The 13,767-nt window shown below is 62.8% G+C and carries 17 protein-coding genes and 2 tRNA genes; 5 read left to right on the top strand and 14 right to left on the bottom strand.

The window, feature by feature from the left end:
- Positions 1-279: 279 nt before the first annotated feature.
- The 5 genes from ACQR07_RS02590 to ACQR07_RS02570 form a co-directional block, all read right to left on the bottom strand.
- A complete protein-coding gene (locus tag ACQR07_RS02590; RefSeq protein WP_434900786.1) occupies positions 280-1,032 on the bottom strand; it encodes a hypothetical protein in 753 nt (250 codons plus the stop codon).
- 224 nt (positions 1,033-1,256) lie between these two features.
- Complete coding sequence (locus tag ACQR07_RS02585) at positions 1,257-1,487, bottom strand: hypothetical protein (protein WP_434900785.1); 231 nt, start codon at positions 1,485-1,487, stop codon at positions 1,257-1,259.
- Positions 1,488-1,812: 325 nt separating this feature from the next.
- Positions 1,813-1,889: transfer RNA gene (locus ACQR07_RS02580), tRNA-Pro, on the bottom strand.
- Positions 1,890-2,113: 224 nt separating this feature from the next.
- On the bottom strand, positions 2,114-2,767 hold the full coding sequence (locus ACQR07_RS02575) for a cold-shock protein (protein WP_434900784.1): 654 nt from the start codon (positions 2,765-2,767) through the stop codon (positions 2,114-2,116).
- 200 nt (positions 2,768-2,967) lie between these two features.
- Positions 2,968-3,729 (bottom strand): SIR2 family NAD-dependent protein deacylase, encoded by a 762-nt coding sequence (locus tag ACQR07_RS02570; RefSeq protein WP_434901048.1) that lies wholly within the window; start codon positions 3,727-3,729, stop codon positions 2,968-2,970.
- 305 nt (positions 3,730-4,034) lie between these two features.
- Between ACQR07_RS02570 and ACQR07_RS02565 the strand changes: the two genes are divergently transcribed.
- On the top strand, positions 4,035-4,199 hold the full coding sequence (locus ACQR07_RS02565; protein ID WP_434900783.1) for a hypothetical protein: 165 nt from the start codon (positions 4,035-4,037) through the stop codon (positions 4,197-4,199).
- A 91-nt stretch (positions 4,200-4,290) separates the two neighbouring features.
- Here the strand turns inward: ACQR07_RS02565 and ACQR07_RS02560 are convergent, their stop codons facing one another.
- Positions 4,291-4,566, bottom strand: a complete 276-nt coding sequence (locus ACQR07_RS02560; RefSeq protein ID WP_434900782.1) for a hypothetical protein — start codon at positions 4,564-4,566, stop codon at positions 4,291-4,293.
- A gap of 151 nt (positions 4,567-4,717) precedes the next feature.
- Here ACQR07_RS02560 and ACQR07_RS02555 point away from each other — a divergent pair, with 151 nt between their 5' ends.
- Positions 4,718-4,861: a hypothetical protein gene (locus tag ACQR07_RS02555; RefSeq protein ID WP_434900781.1), complete on the top strand. Its 144-nt coding sequence runs from the start codon at positions 4,718-4,720 to the stop codon at positions 4,859-4,861.
- Between the two features lie 500 nt (positions 4,862-5,361).
- Here the strand turns inward: ACQR07_RS02555 and ACQR07_RS02550 are convergent, their stop codons facing one another.
- A complete protein-coding gene (locus ACQR07_RS02550; RefSeq protein WP_006614754.1) occupies positions 5,362-5,664 on the bottom strand; it encodes an HU family DNA-binding protein in 303 nt (100 codons plus the stop codon).
- A gap of 1,595 nt (positions 5,665-7,259) precedes the next feature.
- Here ACQR07_RS02550 and ACQR07_RS02545 point away from each other — a divergent pair.
- Both ACQR07_RS02545 and ACQR07_RS02540 read left to right on the top strand, forming a co-directional pair.
- A complete protein-coding gene (locus tag ACQR07_RS02545) occupies positions 7,260-7,712 on the top strand; it encodes a VOC family protein (protein ID WP_434900780.1) in 453 nt (150 codons plus the stop codon).
- A gap of 318 nt (positions 7,713-8,030) precedes the next feature.
- Positions 8,031-8,672 (top strand): glutathione S-transferase family protein, encoded by a 642-nt coding sequence (locus tag ACQR07_RS02540; RefSeq protein WP_434900779.1) that lies wholly within the window; start codon positions 8,031-8,033, stop codon positions 8,670-8,672.
- A gap of 13 nt (positions 8,673-8,685) precedes the next feature.
- Here ACQR07_RS02540 and ACQR07_RS02535 read toward each other — a convergent pair whose 3' ends face one another.
- From ACQR07_RS02535 to ACQR07_RS02520, 4 genes are all read right to left on the bottom strand, one after another.
- Entirely contained in the window at positions 8,686-8,940 is a 255-nt protein-coding gene (locus ACQR07_RS02535; protein ID WP_434900778.1) for a porin, read from the bottom strand.
- 78 nt (positions 8,941-9,018) lie between these two features.
- Positions 9,019-9,276, bottom strand: coding sequence for a PilZ domain-containing protein (locus tag ACQR07_RS02530; protein WP_434867199.1), 258 nt, complete (start codon positions 9,274-9,276; stop codon positions 9,019-9,021).
- 133 nt (positions 9,277-9,409) lie between these two features.
- Positions 9,410-9,484 (bottom strand) — tRNA-Glu (locus tag ACQR07_RS02525).
- A 216-nt stretch (positions 9,485-9,700) separates the two neighbouring features.
- Positions 9,701-10,033, bottom strand: a complete 333-nt coding sequence (locus ACQR07_RS02520) for a Rieske 2Fe-2S domain-containing protein (protein ID WP_434900777.1) — start codon at positions 10,031-10,033, stop codon at positions 9,701-9,703.
- Positions 10,034-10,226: 193 nt separating this feature from the next.
- Between ACQR07_RS02520 and ACQR07_RS02515 the strand changes: the two genes are divergently transcribed.
- Positions 10,227-10,979: a hypothetical protein gene (locus ACQR07_RS02515; protein WP_434900776.1), complete on the top strand. Its 753-nt coding sequence runs from the start codon at positions 10,227-10,229 to the stop codon at positions 10,977-10,979.
- 306 nt (positions 10,980-11,285) lie between these two features.
- Here ACQR07_RS02515 and ACQR07_RS02510 read toward each other — a convergent pair whose 3' ends face one another.
- From ACQR07_RS02510 to hemA, 3 genes are all read right to left on the bottom strand, one after another.
- Complete coding sequence (locus ACQR07_RS02510) at positions 11,286-11,501, bottom strand: hypothetical protein (RefSeq protein ID WP_434900775.1); 216 nt, start codon at positions 11,499-11,501, stop codon at positions 11,286-11,288.
- A gap of 105 nt (positions 11,502-11,606) precedes the next feature.
- On the bottom strand, positions 11,607-12,182 hold the full coding sequence (locus ACQR07_RS02505) for a hemerythrin domain-containing protein (protein WP_434867195.1): 576 nt from the start codon (positions 12,180-12,182) through the stop codon (positions 11,607-11,609).
- Between the two features lie 147 nt (positions 12,183-12,329).
- Positions 12,330-13,559, bottom strand: coding sequence for a 5-aminolevulinate synthase (gene hemA, locus ACQR07_RS02500; RefSeq protein WP_434900774.1), 1,230 nt, complete (start codon positions 13,557-13,559; stop codon positions 12,330-12,332).
- Between the last annotated feature and the right edge of the window lie 208 nt (positions 13,560-13,767).

Genomic DNA, 13,767 nt, shown 5'->3' with positions numbered 1-13,767 from the left:
CTTCCCCGGATTCACCCGCTCCACTTCGGATGCTCCCGGGTTTTGCCGCTGCGGGGGCATCCGAATTTTTTTGTATGTTCGGCAGCGCCGACTAGTGGGGGTTCTTCGGAAGCGTCCAGAGTGCCGGCGAAGAAGCCGTCGAGAGCCGGGCGCAGCCGGTCGAGCTGACCGGCCCGACTTAACCTCATGCGCGAAGTCCACCACACCGAGCTAGTGGCGGGCATGGGCAAGGTATGCAAATATTACGGGCAGCGTATCACGAAGACTCGTATAGGTCACTCACGGGCATGCAGCAAAATCTCGTGCGAAAAAGTAGCGTATGCTGGTTGATCGCAGTTGCTCGTTTACTAGTCTGACTGCGCTATTATCGAGCCGCTGATTCGAGGCATTGTTCGCCAATGCTATGTGCGGGCTGATGGGCACGAATGAATGATCCAAAGAGCAATCGGGAACGATGAACTCACCGCCTGACGCATAAATGATGCCCCAATGCGCCGTTGGACTAACTTGGCGAAGATGTCGCATTACCCACGCGCGAATGGCCAAGCCGTTTACCATTCGGGCCGGAAGAAGATTACCTCTTGTAAAAGTGTAGCCTGCTTTCTCTAGCGCTTCTTCTTGTTCTTTTGACCTAGTTTCATCTGGCCAGATGCCCGGCATGTTTAGGTCCTTCTCCGGTTGATCACGAAGCTGAGTGCGGGCTACCCACAGCGCGTAGAAGGAGCTGATAGCGTGCATCCGCTCCTTATTAAGGCTCACGATCAAGCCGCTGACTATCAGATCGGCCAGGCGCTGAAAGTCATCCTCGATCTTTTTGCAGAACAGCGCTTCCGAACTTTGGTCCCACACCCGCCGCGCACAAAACATGCTGTCAGTAGGCCTGGCTTCCCTCACCGAACTATCCGCTTTCAAACGCAATTGAACCGTTCCGGAAGAATTCGCGAACCTCGCTATACTCCTCGCAGGAAACGTGTGCTGGTTGACGACGAGCTGATGAGGGTTTCCCTTTTGGGGCTTCTCGAATTTTGTCATTCCGGAATTCCCGCCGACGCCCGCTGACGTGGCGTCTCGCTTCGTCTAGAGTCTAAAGCCAGCACCTATTTGTAGCCAGCCACGAGCACTTTCCTATACGGACTGTCGCCTCGGGCACAGTGATGGCCCGTCGGTGGCGGTTGCGAAAGCCCTGCCCTGCGGACGATCCTCTCTTCCCATGATCTTCCCAAGCTCCGAGGCTGGGAACGTCGATCTACCTCGGACTATGCAGCCGATCTAGTCACCCAGTCTTGGGTGGGCGTTGAGGCCCAGATTATGCCGACGACGGGCTCGTCGGAGCGCCGTGGCAGCATCACCCATTGATTGCCATTGTGGAGCACCAGAATAACCGTTCGGTCGTCCGCTTCTTCAATAGTGCCTCGGACCAGCAGATTTGAGGCTCCGCCGAGCGTCATGCCGATCGTATTGCCCGCGCTCAGATTGTTGACCTGCACCCCCGCGTCGTCTCTTCGAAAATCAGCAGACTCGTTCCAGGGCCAATTGCGTCGAACATAGTCTGCGCAGCCCAATGGGTCATGACCTCCTCCTCATGGCACCGGTTCTTACCATGCCTCGCCTTCGACGTAGTCCCGGATCTCGGCCTCGGCCGGTGCATCAGCAGCAGGACGAACATGCCAGGCCCGACGACGGCCTGCCAAGCAGGCGACTCCACGGCCCGCCCTGCACCTTCGAAATCGCCAACTTTCCCATGGTCTTCCCGGATCGTTTTCTTGGGAAGATTGGTGACGGCGGATCGTCTTCTAAGTGATTGATTTTGTTTGGTCGGGGCAGCTGGATTCGAACCAACGACCTGCAGTACCCAAAACTGCCGCGCTACCAGGCTGCGCTATACCCCGATATCCCCTGCAGGACCATTGTCCTGGGAAGGCACGTCACTACACGGTCGCGGGCCCCGCAGCAAGGCCGCGGGCTGCCTGGTTCCCGCGTGGCCACAACGATGCGCGCGGTACAGGACACCGCCCACACGCCCCGCCCCCGCCGCGGCACGTCCCTCAAAGCGATATGGCCCCAGGGAGGGAGCTCCCCGGAGCCATCAGCGTTCGATATCCGCCTGACGCGTTCAGTGCGACGACAGCGCTGGCGATCCGGTCTCGGGATGGATCTCGGCCGCCATCATGCCCTTGGAGCCCGGCCCAAAGCGGACCAGCACCCACTGGCCCGGCCGCAGCTCGGTCATGCCGAACCGGCGCAGGGTCTCCATGTGGACGAAGATGTCCGGCGTGCCCTCGCCGCAGGTCACGAAGCCGAAGCCGCGCAGCCGGTTGAACCACTTGACCTGCGCCCGCTCCAGCCCGCTGGTCGGCGTGACCGTGACATGGGTGCGCGGCGGCAGCATCTGCGCCGGATGGATCGCCGTCGACTCGTCCATCGAGACGATTCGGAAGGCCTGGTAGCCCTTGGCGCGCTGCACGCACTCGACCACCAGCCGAGCGCCTTCATAGGCGGTCTGATAGCCGTCACGCCTGAGCACCGTGACGTGCAGCAGCACGTCCGGCCAACCATTGTCGGGAACGATGAAGCCGTATCCCTTGGACGCGTCGAACCACTTGATCACGCCGCTGATCTCGACGAGCTCCTCGCCCAGACCGGCGAGCGCATCGATCGAAGCGTCGCGCGCCACCCCGCCTTGATAGTCTGCCCCGAGCCGGCTGGGTGCAGCCACACCCGTAACCGGTAACCCGAGCTTCTTGGACTCAAATCCGTCCGACCCCATAACCCCGGACCCCACAGATCAATTAATGAGCCGCCACCCCTGCAACGGCGCCTTCAGCATGCACTCATCGATTGTACCCAGACGAGTCACGCGAATCTCTCGAATCAAAAGATAACATTCCCTTGTGCCTCGCATAGACAAAAATCGGATTCAGTGAGGCATATGAACAGAGTTGCGGGCAAAAATGCATCAACTTCCGTTCAATTACGGATGAAAGGTCCGAGGACCTCACCAATGTCATCGTGGATGACGAGGTCGGCAACGTCATCCTGATCAGTTGGTTCCCGATTGATGATCACCAGTCGCGCACCTGCCCGCTTCGCCATCAGCGGAAAGCCCGCTGCCGGCCATACGACCAGCGATGATCCGATCGCGAGGAATAGATCGCAATGCTGCGCAAGCTCGGTCGCGCGTTGCATCTCCGCTTCCGGCATCGCCTGGCCGAACGAGACTGTCGCGGTTTTCACCGGCTCATCGCAGGCGGGACAGTCGGGCGCAGCCTTATGCTGCGCGAAACGCTGCTGCACCCAGTCGAGCTCGTAGCGCTGCCCGCAGCCGATGCAGCGCGCATAGGTGGTGTTGCCGTGCAGCTCGATGACGTGATCGGCGGCGAAGCCGGAGTCCTGATGCAGATTGTCGATGTTCTGGGTGATCACGGCCGGGATCTTGCCGGCCCGGTAGAGCGAGGCGAGCGCGCGGTGGCCGCGTCCCGGATGCGCCGCCGCAAATGTCTCCTGCATCGCAAAGCGCCGTCGCCATGCCTCATCGCGTGCATCCTGGCTGGCGACGAACTCGTCGAAATGAATCGGCTGGTTGCGGGTCCATAGTCCGCCCGGCGAGCGGAAGTCGGGAATGCCCGTTTCGGTCGAGATGCCGGCGCCGGTAAATGGCACAATGATCTTGGCGGCAGCGATCATCTCGCCCAACCGGTCCACACCACCTTGCGCATGAGATCGGATCATCGACGGCCTACCCGAGACACGACACGCGTTCGCCACCGCGACGATACCACAACGACGCCAGCAGGTGTCGTCACCCCATGGTGCACGTTCGACACAAGCGGAACGAGTCGCTGCACGGAATTCCACCGGAGCTATGCCCGCCATCGTCGCTGTCCCCAGACTACGGACGAGTCCCGACCACGTTGCCGGCGCTGTCCGCAATCGCGCCTCAATCGCCCGCCCACATCGCGCCAGCGATTCGCCAAGTAGTTGGTCACGCGTCTCGAGGCGAGGCTCGCCCTATCGTACCGGAGCAGAGAGGATCCGTGGGAAAGAAAGAGACGCAGGACGACCGGCGCGCAAGGGAGCGCGCCGAGATCACGGCAAGGATCGCGCAATTCAGATCGACCCAGGAGCGGTTCGCACGCGAACGCGAGGAATATGCAAGCCAGGCGTGGCGGAAGGCGCAGCTCGGCGAAGCGGCGGAGTAGCGCAGCAATCGCCACGATCCCCAGCGGACGCGCTGAGCTCGACCCATGAAAAGAGCCCGGAGGATGACCTCCGGGCTCTTTCGTTCATCGGTTACCAGTGGCGACGCCAATGGTGGTAGCGGTGATAATAGGGGCCGCCGTAATAAGCATACGGACCAGGCCCGTACACGTAGCGCGGCCCGCCGTAATAGCCGTAGCCCGGACCATAGTAGTACGGGCCCGATGCGGCGACGGCGCCCGCGGTCAGCGCGCCCGCAGCCAGACCGAACGCGAGACCGGGACCGATGCCGCGTGCCTGCGCCGGCGCAGCAATCGCCGTCGCGGCGATGGCGCCTGCGGTCGCCAGAACTGCCAATGTTTTTCTCATCATGTCCTCCATTCCGATGCGACAAGACAACGCGGACAGCGGGGCTTTGGTTGCAGTCCGCACACCGTCGTGAGCACCGGAACCCGATGGTTGTCAGCCGGTTCATCAAGTGACGCGGCCGTCCATGGTCGGCCAAGCGGGGGGATATCTGATGGCATCTTGGCTGGAACTTCTGTTCAACATCATCGGCTATGGCGGCTTCGTCGTACTCGCCTCGCATCATCCCGCGCATGCGGTCGCTGATCCCGGCCAGAAGCGCGTGCTCGACGAGACGGATCTTTCCGAACGGGTCTGACAGGTCACCATCCACCGGCCATCCCCAGCATATCCACAGGCCGCTTCCCAGACGCTTCGTCCTGCAGACCAACGACTTGCGCGCAACATCCGCGCGGCTGTCCCCACACAGCCTCCTCCGCCATTGCCAGACCGGTATCACCGGCCGCCGCCAGATCCTCGAAAAGCCGTTGAACCTTTCGACGGCAAGCCAAGACACATCAGTACTGGGGATTTCAGGGCCCAGTCTTCGAGGGTGGCGCCAGGCGACGATGATACTCCGTCGCGCTGGCGCTGCTGTCGTTTGAGCCGCCGCTTACCGGACCAGAGCGGCTCCTAGGTGCGGTGTATGCCAGCGTATTCGGCTCGGCTGCGCCCGGACGGCAGCGCGCACGGCGCGCATCGATTTCAACGCATCCAGCACGACGGCTTGGCGATGCCGCGCTCAATGCTGCGCCCAACAGAAAAGGCCCCCTTTGCAGGGGGCCTCTGTGTCTCGATCGAGACAATCGCCGATCTGAATCAGGCGACCGCGTCCTTGGCGGCCTTGACCGGGCGCGCGCGCACGATCTTGCGGGCCGGCTTGGCCTTGAACATCATCTCTTCGCCGGTGAAGGGGTTGGTACCCTTGCGCGCCTTCACGGCCGGCTTCTTGACGACGACGAACTTGGCGAAGCCCGGCACCAGGAACACGCCGTTCTTCTTCAGCTCCTTGTGGCCGACGTCGGTCAGCGTCTCCATGACGTTCTTGACGTCACGCTTGGACAGTTCGGTGGTGGTCGCAATCTTCTCGATCAGCTGCGACTTGGACAGTTGGGTAGCCATCGTATCTCCTTAGGATTGGTAGCGTGAATGACGAGACGACTGCGCGGCTATCAGCGCATTGCTGCGCAGACGGGTCGGGGCTTTCTGGCTGCATTGCACAGCCGTGACTTCAGTCGTCTGGTGGACGTATCACCCCGCGCTTTTTCGGGATTCTCCTGCATTTCAAGGGGCCCCGAAGCACCCATAGCGGCAGCAAAATTCCAACGCAGCGCCAAGAAGTCAAGCTGCGATGGCGCTCGAAGCGACCAGGCGATTCATTTTCCCCTATATTTCTAGGCATTTTCGACCTTCTTGCGTGATTTTGGCCGCACATGACCGCCGGAAAGCGCTGAAAAACCCGAATGAGAGCGGCATTGTGCGCGCGCAGGGACGTCGCGAATCACTGCTGAAATAGGGATTCGCAGGCGGTGCGCGGCTGATCGAAGGGTCAGCGGGCGAGCGCGCCCCGCGGCCGAGGCCGCAGGATTCGATGCGGTTGCATGCCATGCCGATCATCAGCCCTGATGCCCCCGGGAAAGATTTGCTGCTATGGATCGACGTCCAAGGGCGGTCGTTGAACGTCCGCCTCAAGCTTCAGGGAGACCCAAACGATGCGCTATCTCCACACCATGCTGCGCGTGCGCAATCTCGACGCTGCGCCCAAATTCTATCAGAGCGATAACATGAAAGAAGCTTAGGGGCCGAGTCTGTCCGCCCAATGCCAAGGGGCCCTCTCCACCGGCGAACGACAACCAAGACAAAAGCGCGGCAGCCTGAGCCACCGCGCTTTTTCTCAGTTACAAGCCGTAGACTTGCTCAGGTGTGACGGACACCAATTCCGGGCCTGCGCCTCAGTGTAGTGCTTGCCGGTTTTCGGGTCGACGCGGTTTGAAGTCTGATTGACGATGCATTTGGCAACCGTGCAACTGTTGGCTTTTGTGTCCTGTGCGGATGCTGCAGTAACACCCACGAGCAGGGCCAGAACCGTTAGAGACAGGCGCATCATGTCACCGCCCATACGTGTTAAGGTCATGAGCGTTCGCATCCTTCCGGCCGGACGCGAGACCGCTTCGCATGCAGGATTTAAAGCCCACCTCCTGAGCCGGGGTGGCCTTCACGTGGCTGTTCGGCACGTAGCCGACCGAGCGTTGGCATTCCGCCCGCAGGCCGTAATCCTTGGCAAGGGTCGGAGATGCAGATGTCAGGAGAGCAATCGTAATCAAGGCGAGTCGCTTCATGGTAATACCCTGTGATGAAACAGGGCGATCCTAGCTACCGGCTTCGGAACCCACTAGGCCGGGCATCCAGAACATCCGGGAAATATTTTTCGCTGCTCTCATAAGCTTTTGATCGGACGCCCGTTCGCTTCGCTCACCTTCCCAAGCGCCGCCCGCCTATGGGCGTTGCCAGAGGCTCGTGGGTGAAGACACGGGGCTTCAGCAACCTCGTCATCCGGGTCAGATTCTGCACTAGCCTACCTCGGAACAGCAGGGAAACGAATGACACGCTAAGGACACGCAACGCCCTGCCCCCTGTTGCGTTTTGCTGCTATTCAGGGCTTTCCAACGCCTCCCAGCCGCTGAAAACCCGCGAGTGTTGCCAAGGAGTTCTCCAAAATGCGCTATCTCCACACCATGCTGCGCGTGCGCAATCTCGACGCTGCGCTGAAATTCTATTCCGACGCGCTCGGCCTCAAGGAGGTACGGCGGATCGACAACGACAAGGGGCGCTTCACGCTGGTGTTTCTCTGCGCACCCGAAGATGAACACCTGCTGAAGAGCCTGCCGTCGACGCGCGGCGCGCCGCTGGTCGAGCTCACCTACAATTGGGACGAGGAGAGCTATGGCGAGGACCGCTTCTTCGGTCATCTCGCCTATGAGGTCGACGACATCTACGCGACCTGCGACCACCTGATGAAGCTCGGCATCACCATCAACCGGCCGCCGCGCGACGGCAACATGGCCTTCGTCCGTTCGCCCGACCTGCATTCGATCGAGCTGTTGCAGAAGGGCGAGCCGAAGGCTCCGGCCGAGCCCTGGCTGTCGATGCCGAACACCGGACATTGGTGAGATCAGCCTTCCCGCACAGTGCCCGGAACATCACCGCCCCCCTCGCGTTGTCGCTCCGATTGACGGAGAGATACGAGGAGGCCGAGATGGGTCGAGGAATCTTGCTGTGGTTGTTGGGCGTGCCGATCCCGGTGATCATTCTGCTGTGGCTGTTCTTCGGCCGCTGATGGCCGGAAACGACCGCTAGCACGACTGATCGCGCGATGCGTTCAAGCGACGCGACACGTTCAACCGAAAAGCCCCGCGAGATGCGGGGCTTTTTGCGTGAGATGCGCTATCAAGACTGCGATAGCCCTCAAGCCATGACAGGAGCCGAACGTGCCCGCCGCAACGCAACTGACGATCTGGGGACGCCGCAATTCGGTGAACGTGCAGAAGGTGCTGTGGTGTCTGGACGAGCTCGACATCGCCTACGCGCGCATCGATGCCGGCATGCAGTTCGGCCGCAACAATGAACCGGACTATCTCGCGATGAACCCGAACGGCCGCATCCCGACGCTGGTCGAGGGTGATTTCGTGCTGTGGGAGAGCAACGCGATCATGCGCTATCTGTGCCTCGCCCATGGCGGGAACACCCCGCTCTATCCATCGGCGCCGCGACGGCGCGCGGCGCTCGAGCGCTGGCTGGATTGGACGCTGTCGACAGTGCAGCCGATCGAACGTCCCTTGTTCTGGGGTCTCGTGCGCACCCCAGCCGAGCAGCGCGACATGGCTGCGCTGCAGAAGGCCGCTGACGAGGCCGCAGCGATGTGGCGCATCCTGGATGCGCATCTCGCCGGGCGAACGTTCGTCGAAGCGGAAACATTCACGCTCGCAGACATCGCGCTCGGCGCCTATGCGCGGCGCTGGTTCGGCGTTGAAGGCGTGGTCAAGCCGGATCTGCCCAACATAAGCCGCTGGTATCAATTGATATCGCAGCGGCCGGCCTTCATCCGCCACATCGCGCCGCCGCTGTCCTGATCATTCAGAGCGCTCAGCGGCCGAGCGAGCCACCGGTCCCGACTCGCAACTCGCCGCCCACCTTGACGCAGGTGTCGGTGCCCTCGACGCGTACGAAGTTGGCGCCGTAGGACGAACAGGGATTGGTCTTGACCGCGCCGGGACTTGGCGTGGAGCGACTCGTGACCGCAGCCTTTGGCAGCCGCAGCGACATGCCTTCGGAACCGGCGGACGCCGCGGGAACGGTGACGAGCCAGACGATCGTGCCGACAACGAGGGATCTGAACATCACCCTTGTTAACGCATCCGGTGCGAAGGCGCTCGCCAAAACGTCCGGCGCCTGTTCCGACAGAGCGCAGGCTCGGCCTTATCGGCCGATGAACTTCACGCCGACCGACGCGCCGCGGCGCCACATCACCTGGCACAGCCGCCCGGTCCGGGCGTCCCGGGCAAACGCGAGCCGGATGGTCGCAGGCAGCGCCGCAGCATCCTCCAAAGTCAGCTTGGCGCCGGAACTCGAGATGTCCTGAACGAGACAATGGCGCACGGCAAATCCGCCATCCAGCGTGATCCACGCCGGCTGCTTCATCGATTTGCGGGCTTCTCGCTTCTTTGGCGCGGCCATCATCCTGCTCCTGCTCACTGCTGCAGTACGGCAAGGACCCTAATGGACGGTTGACCGGGGCGAACAACCTCGTCCGCCGTTCGGCGCGGGCAATGATGGCTTCAACTCTGGGAAGAAATCGCGCCAGGCAAAGTGGCGCTCCCTAGCGGAATCGAACCGCTCTCTCCACCGTGAAAGGGTGGCGTCCTAACCGATAGACGAAGGGAGCAAGACGTCCGATGTCGCGGAGGCCAGAAGGCCGCCGGCGCCATCGCCGTTTGCACGCTCTTGGCAAAACCTACGTCAAATCAGCGGCTTGAGACGATGATTTGCGAGGTCGGCTGAACCACCAGGGTGATTCCGTGCCGCGCGCGCCGAACGTATAGAGGCGTTTTCCTGGCCGGGCAAGCCGCCCGTGGCGGTGTCTTCGCCCCGCCGCGCCCCGTTAGCGCGCCGCGAACAGCGGCGAGACGCCCTCGGTGTCAATGTACACCGCGCCGTCCTCGACCTTCACCTTGTATTCCGCCAATGCGCTCTCCTGCGGATGAACGGGCATGCCGGTCAGGGCGTCCCAGGTCCAATTATGGACGGGGCAGCTGAGCAGCTTGCCGTCGAACCCAGCGTCCTCCAACGGCGCCGCGGTGTGCGGACAGATGCCCTGATAGGCCTTGAGCGTCCCGTTGTCCGGCCAGGCGAGCATGATGAGCTGGGCATCCGCGATGACAAGGCGCATGCCGCCTTCGTCGATCGTGTCGACCTTGCAGACGCGGGTGAACATGAACGCCCTCCTCCCTGTCCCGAGATCAAGCGCGTAGCAAGACTCGTTCCCCGGCGAGACAGAGCGAAACAAAACATCGAAAAGCGCTGGCACCCTTCTTGCTGCCGCATCGCAGAGACCGCGTTGAGATCACCGCAATGTCGTGAAAGCGACAGAGCGCGCGATCCGGCGGCAAGCTGCGGCGGAGTGCGACATGACCGACATGACGGAGCTGAGGACGCGCAAGGAGCCGCTCAATCTCGCGATCGTTCATGTCGATCCCGACGCCTTCATCGCAAACCTCGTGGGCTGGCTCGAGATCACCGCCTTCATCAAGGCGCAGCGCGCGAGCGAGGCCAGCGTACCCGCCGACGGCAGGACGCCCGCTCTGTCGGCGGCGCAGTTGAAGAACGGCGGCGTCCACGAGGTCGGCAACGATGCGCTGTTCGCCTTCGCGATGACGGCCGCGTTGAAAGGCGACAAGGCGGCGGTCGACAAGGTCGAGGCCGCTCTGCTCGATCAGATGGGCAAGGATTTTCCCGGCTCGTTCGCACTGTGGCACTTCCGTGCTGCGATCGATGCGCCGACCACGCTGGACGACTTCGTCGGCCAGGCCGGCAAGAAGATGCTGACGGGCGACCTGCCGCCGCCGCCGCTGCGCGCCAAGGAGAACTGGAGCGCGAGCCTGCGCTTCTTCGAGAAGGCGCGCAAGTCCAACTTCGTCCACGAGATCATGTATCCGCTGGCGAAATGGACGCGGGCCCGCTGGACCGAGACCGCCGAGAAGGGCGTCGCCTTCCTGCATCACATCGAGGACAATGTGCCGGTGCTGCGCGAGGTGCTGGAGGAGCCGCGCAACGACCAGGCGTTCATTGCCAACGTCCTGCTGAGGCTCGCGCCTGCGGTCGATATGGAGCTCGACGAGGAATACCAGGGTTTCCTGCGCTCGCTGGCGCGGCGCAACTGAACGAAGCGACCGCTACGGGGCTAACGAAGCAGCCTAGTCGACGCCCGATCAGGCGAGCGCGAAATGGTCACCACGCAAAAAGGCCGGCGGGCGTTACGCCGCCGGCCCCTTGTCGCGACTGTCGGCTCCGGCTGTCCGATTCCGTCGCACTCCTGGGGGAGCATGCGAACAGGGTCGCGCCGGCTGGTTAACGATCAGTTAATTTACAACCATCACAATACCCAAATCTCAGCCCTCACACCCAGGCGTCGGCCCCGTGGAGACCGGGCGCGGGGCGAGATATGCGGCGGCGGGCGTGTCGTTGGCTCAGCTCAACAGCAGCGCGCGCTTCTTGTCGCGACGAAGCCTGAGCTCCTGGCAGCCGGCCAGACGTACGAACTCCTGCGGATACATGTCGTAGCCGTGACTGCCAAACGCATTCTGCTGTGCCATCGGCGTCTGCGCTGGGCGGTCACCCGGACGTCCGGCGCGGTCGGTCAGTGCGCCCCTGACCGGCTCGAGCCCAGTATTTGAAACGGCCATAGCCAACTCCGTGAAAGAGTGCCTGCCCCCCGGACGGAACTATAGTCCGCTGCAGGCTCGGCGCAATTGAGACAAAACGCCATCGGAGGCGAAACTGAGCTTTCTTCAGCTTGCGGCCCGGGCCAGCTCGGCCTCCTGCTCCCAGCGCAGGATGGTGCGCTCGAGATTGTGGAACTTCTCCGCGACCTCGCCCGCGAACAGCGGGTCCTTGCGGTCTGACATGCGCGCGTCGATATCGGCCCAGTCTTCGGGACGCAGCGCGTGCAGGGCCGCCGGAAACAGCAACGTCTCCTCCTTGCGCAAATGCTCGCGCTGGCTGTCGATGAACTCGTGCACGGCGGCGTGGAAGCTTTCGCGCAGGATCTCCTGGTCGGCCAGCACGGCATTGACGGCCTCGGCGAAGCCGCGCAGCCGCTGTGCCTCGCTCTCATGCTCGTCGTCGACGTCGCCATAGGTGGCGGCTGCCGCCGGATCGCGCTCGCGCAGCTTGCCGAAGATCATCTCCTCCTTGGGATGATGACAGCTCTGCGGATAGTCCTCGAAATAGGCGATGATGCTCTGGAGAATGTCGTAGTCGGGCCGCCGGTTGTGATCGAACAGGTCGAGCTCGTGCTCGAGCACCACGAGCAGCCTCTCGATGTTTCCATGCTCTTCCAGCAGCGCTTCGATGATCTTGGCCATGGCTGCCCTCGCCTGTGTGCCGGCCGGGCCCGGCCGAACCGGCTTGTTCCTTGATGCCAAAAGACTACGCCCGCGCGAGCGCGGGCGGCATTGCGGCAGATCAAACTGACAGGATGATCTGACAGGTTGGCGGGACAGCCGGACTGCCTACTCAGCGGCCAGCGCCTGCGGTTTTCGGGTGAGCCCGAGCCGGTCCCAGACGTCGACCAGCGCCTCGGCGAGCGCATCGATCAGGCCATCATCATGGTAGGGCGACGGCGTGATGCGCAGCCGCTCCAGGCCGCGCGGCACGGTCGGATAGTTGATCGGCTGGATGTAGATGCCGTGCTCGGACAGCAGCAGGTCGGACGCCATCTTGCACTTCTCGGGATCGCCGACATGCACCGGCACGATGTGGGTGTCGGACGGCATCACCGGCAAGCCGGCGGCGTTCAGCACCGCCTTGAGCCGGGCAGCCCGGTCCTGGTGCCGGTCACGCTCCCATTGCGAGGTCTTCAAATGGCGGATTGCAGCAGTGGCGGCGGCGCACACCGGCGGCGGCAGCGCGGTGGTGAAGATGAAGCCCGGCGCGTAGGACCTGACCGCATCGATCAAATTGGCATTGGCGGCAATGTAGCCACCGAGGCAGCCGTAGGCCTTGGCGAGCGTGCCTTCGAGAATGTCGATGCGGGCCATCGCGCCATCGCGCTCGGCAATGCCGCCGCCGCGCGGACCGTACATGCCGACGGCGTGAACCTCGTCGACATAGGTCAGCGCGTTGTAGCGCTCGGCGAGGTCGCAGATGCGATGCAGCGGCGCGACGTCGCCATCCATTGAATACAGGCTTTCGCAGACGATCAGCTTGGGCCGGTCCGGATCGGCCGCGCGCAGCAGCTCCTCGAGATGGGCCAGGTCGTTGTGCCGCCAGACCTGCTTCTCGGCGCCGGACTTGCGGACGCCCTCGATCATCGAATTGTGGTTCAGCGCATCCGACAGCAACAGGCAGTTCGGCAACAGTTTTGCGATGGTCGAGATGCCGGTCTCGTTGGAGACGTAGCCCGAGGTGAACACCAGCGCCGCCTGCTTGCCGTGGAGATCGGCGAGCTCGCGCTCGAGCTCGATCAGCGGATGGTTGGTTCCGGCAATGTTGCGGGTGCCTCCGGCGCCGGTGCCCATGCGCGCGGCGACGTCGACCATGGCGCCGATCACCTTCGGGTGCTGGCCCATGCCGAGATAATCGTTGGAGCACCAGATGACGACGTCCTTCGGGCCGTCAGGCGAATGCCAGATCGCGCGCGGGAAGCGACCGGCAAGGCGTTCGAGATCGGCGAACACGCGATAGCGGCGCTCCTGGTGCAGCTGATCAAGGGCGCGGTCGAAATAGCTGTCGTAGTTCATGATCTCACTTCGTCCTTCCCCTGCCCTGCGCGGCGGCCCGCCACCGGGGTTCCAGCCGGCCCTCGAGGGTCTGTTGCCCCGCTACCAAAGACCGGTTCTGCGCAGCGTTCGTTGATCCAGATCAGCCATCAGGCAGGTTGCCGGGCATCGCCGCCTGCTCTGGGCCAGGAAGCGATGGAGCAGCGGCAAGTTGGGTTGGTGCTCTCGG

This window comes from Bradyrhizobium sp. HKCCYLS20291, assembly GCF_051167715.1.
Classification (GTDB): Bacteria; Pseudomonadota; Alphaproteobacteria; order Rhizobiales; family Xanthobacteraceae; genus Bradyrhizobium.
Note: the sequence above shows the minus strand (reverse complement) of the source record. Positions and strands in the feature narration are given on the sequence as shown.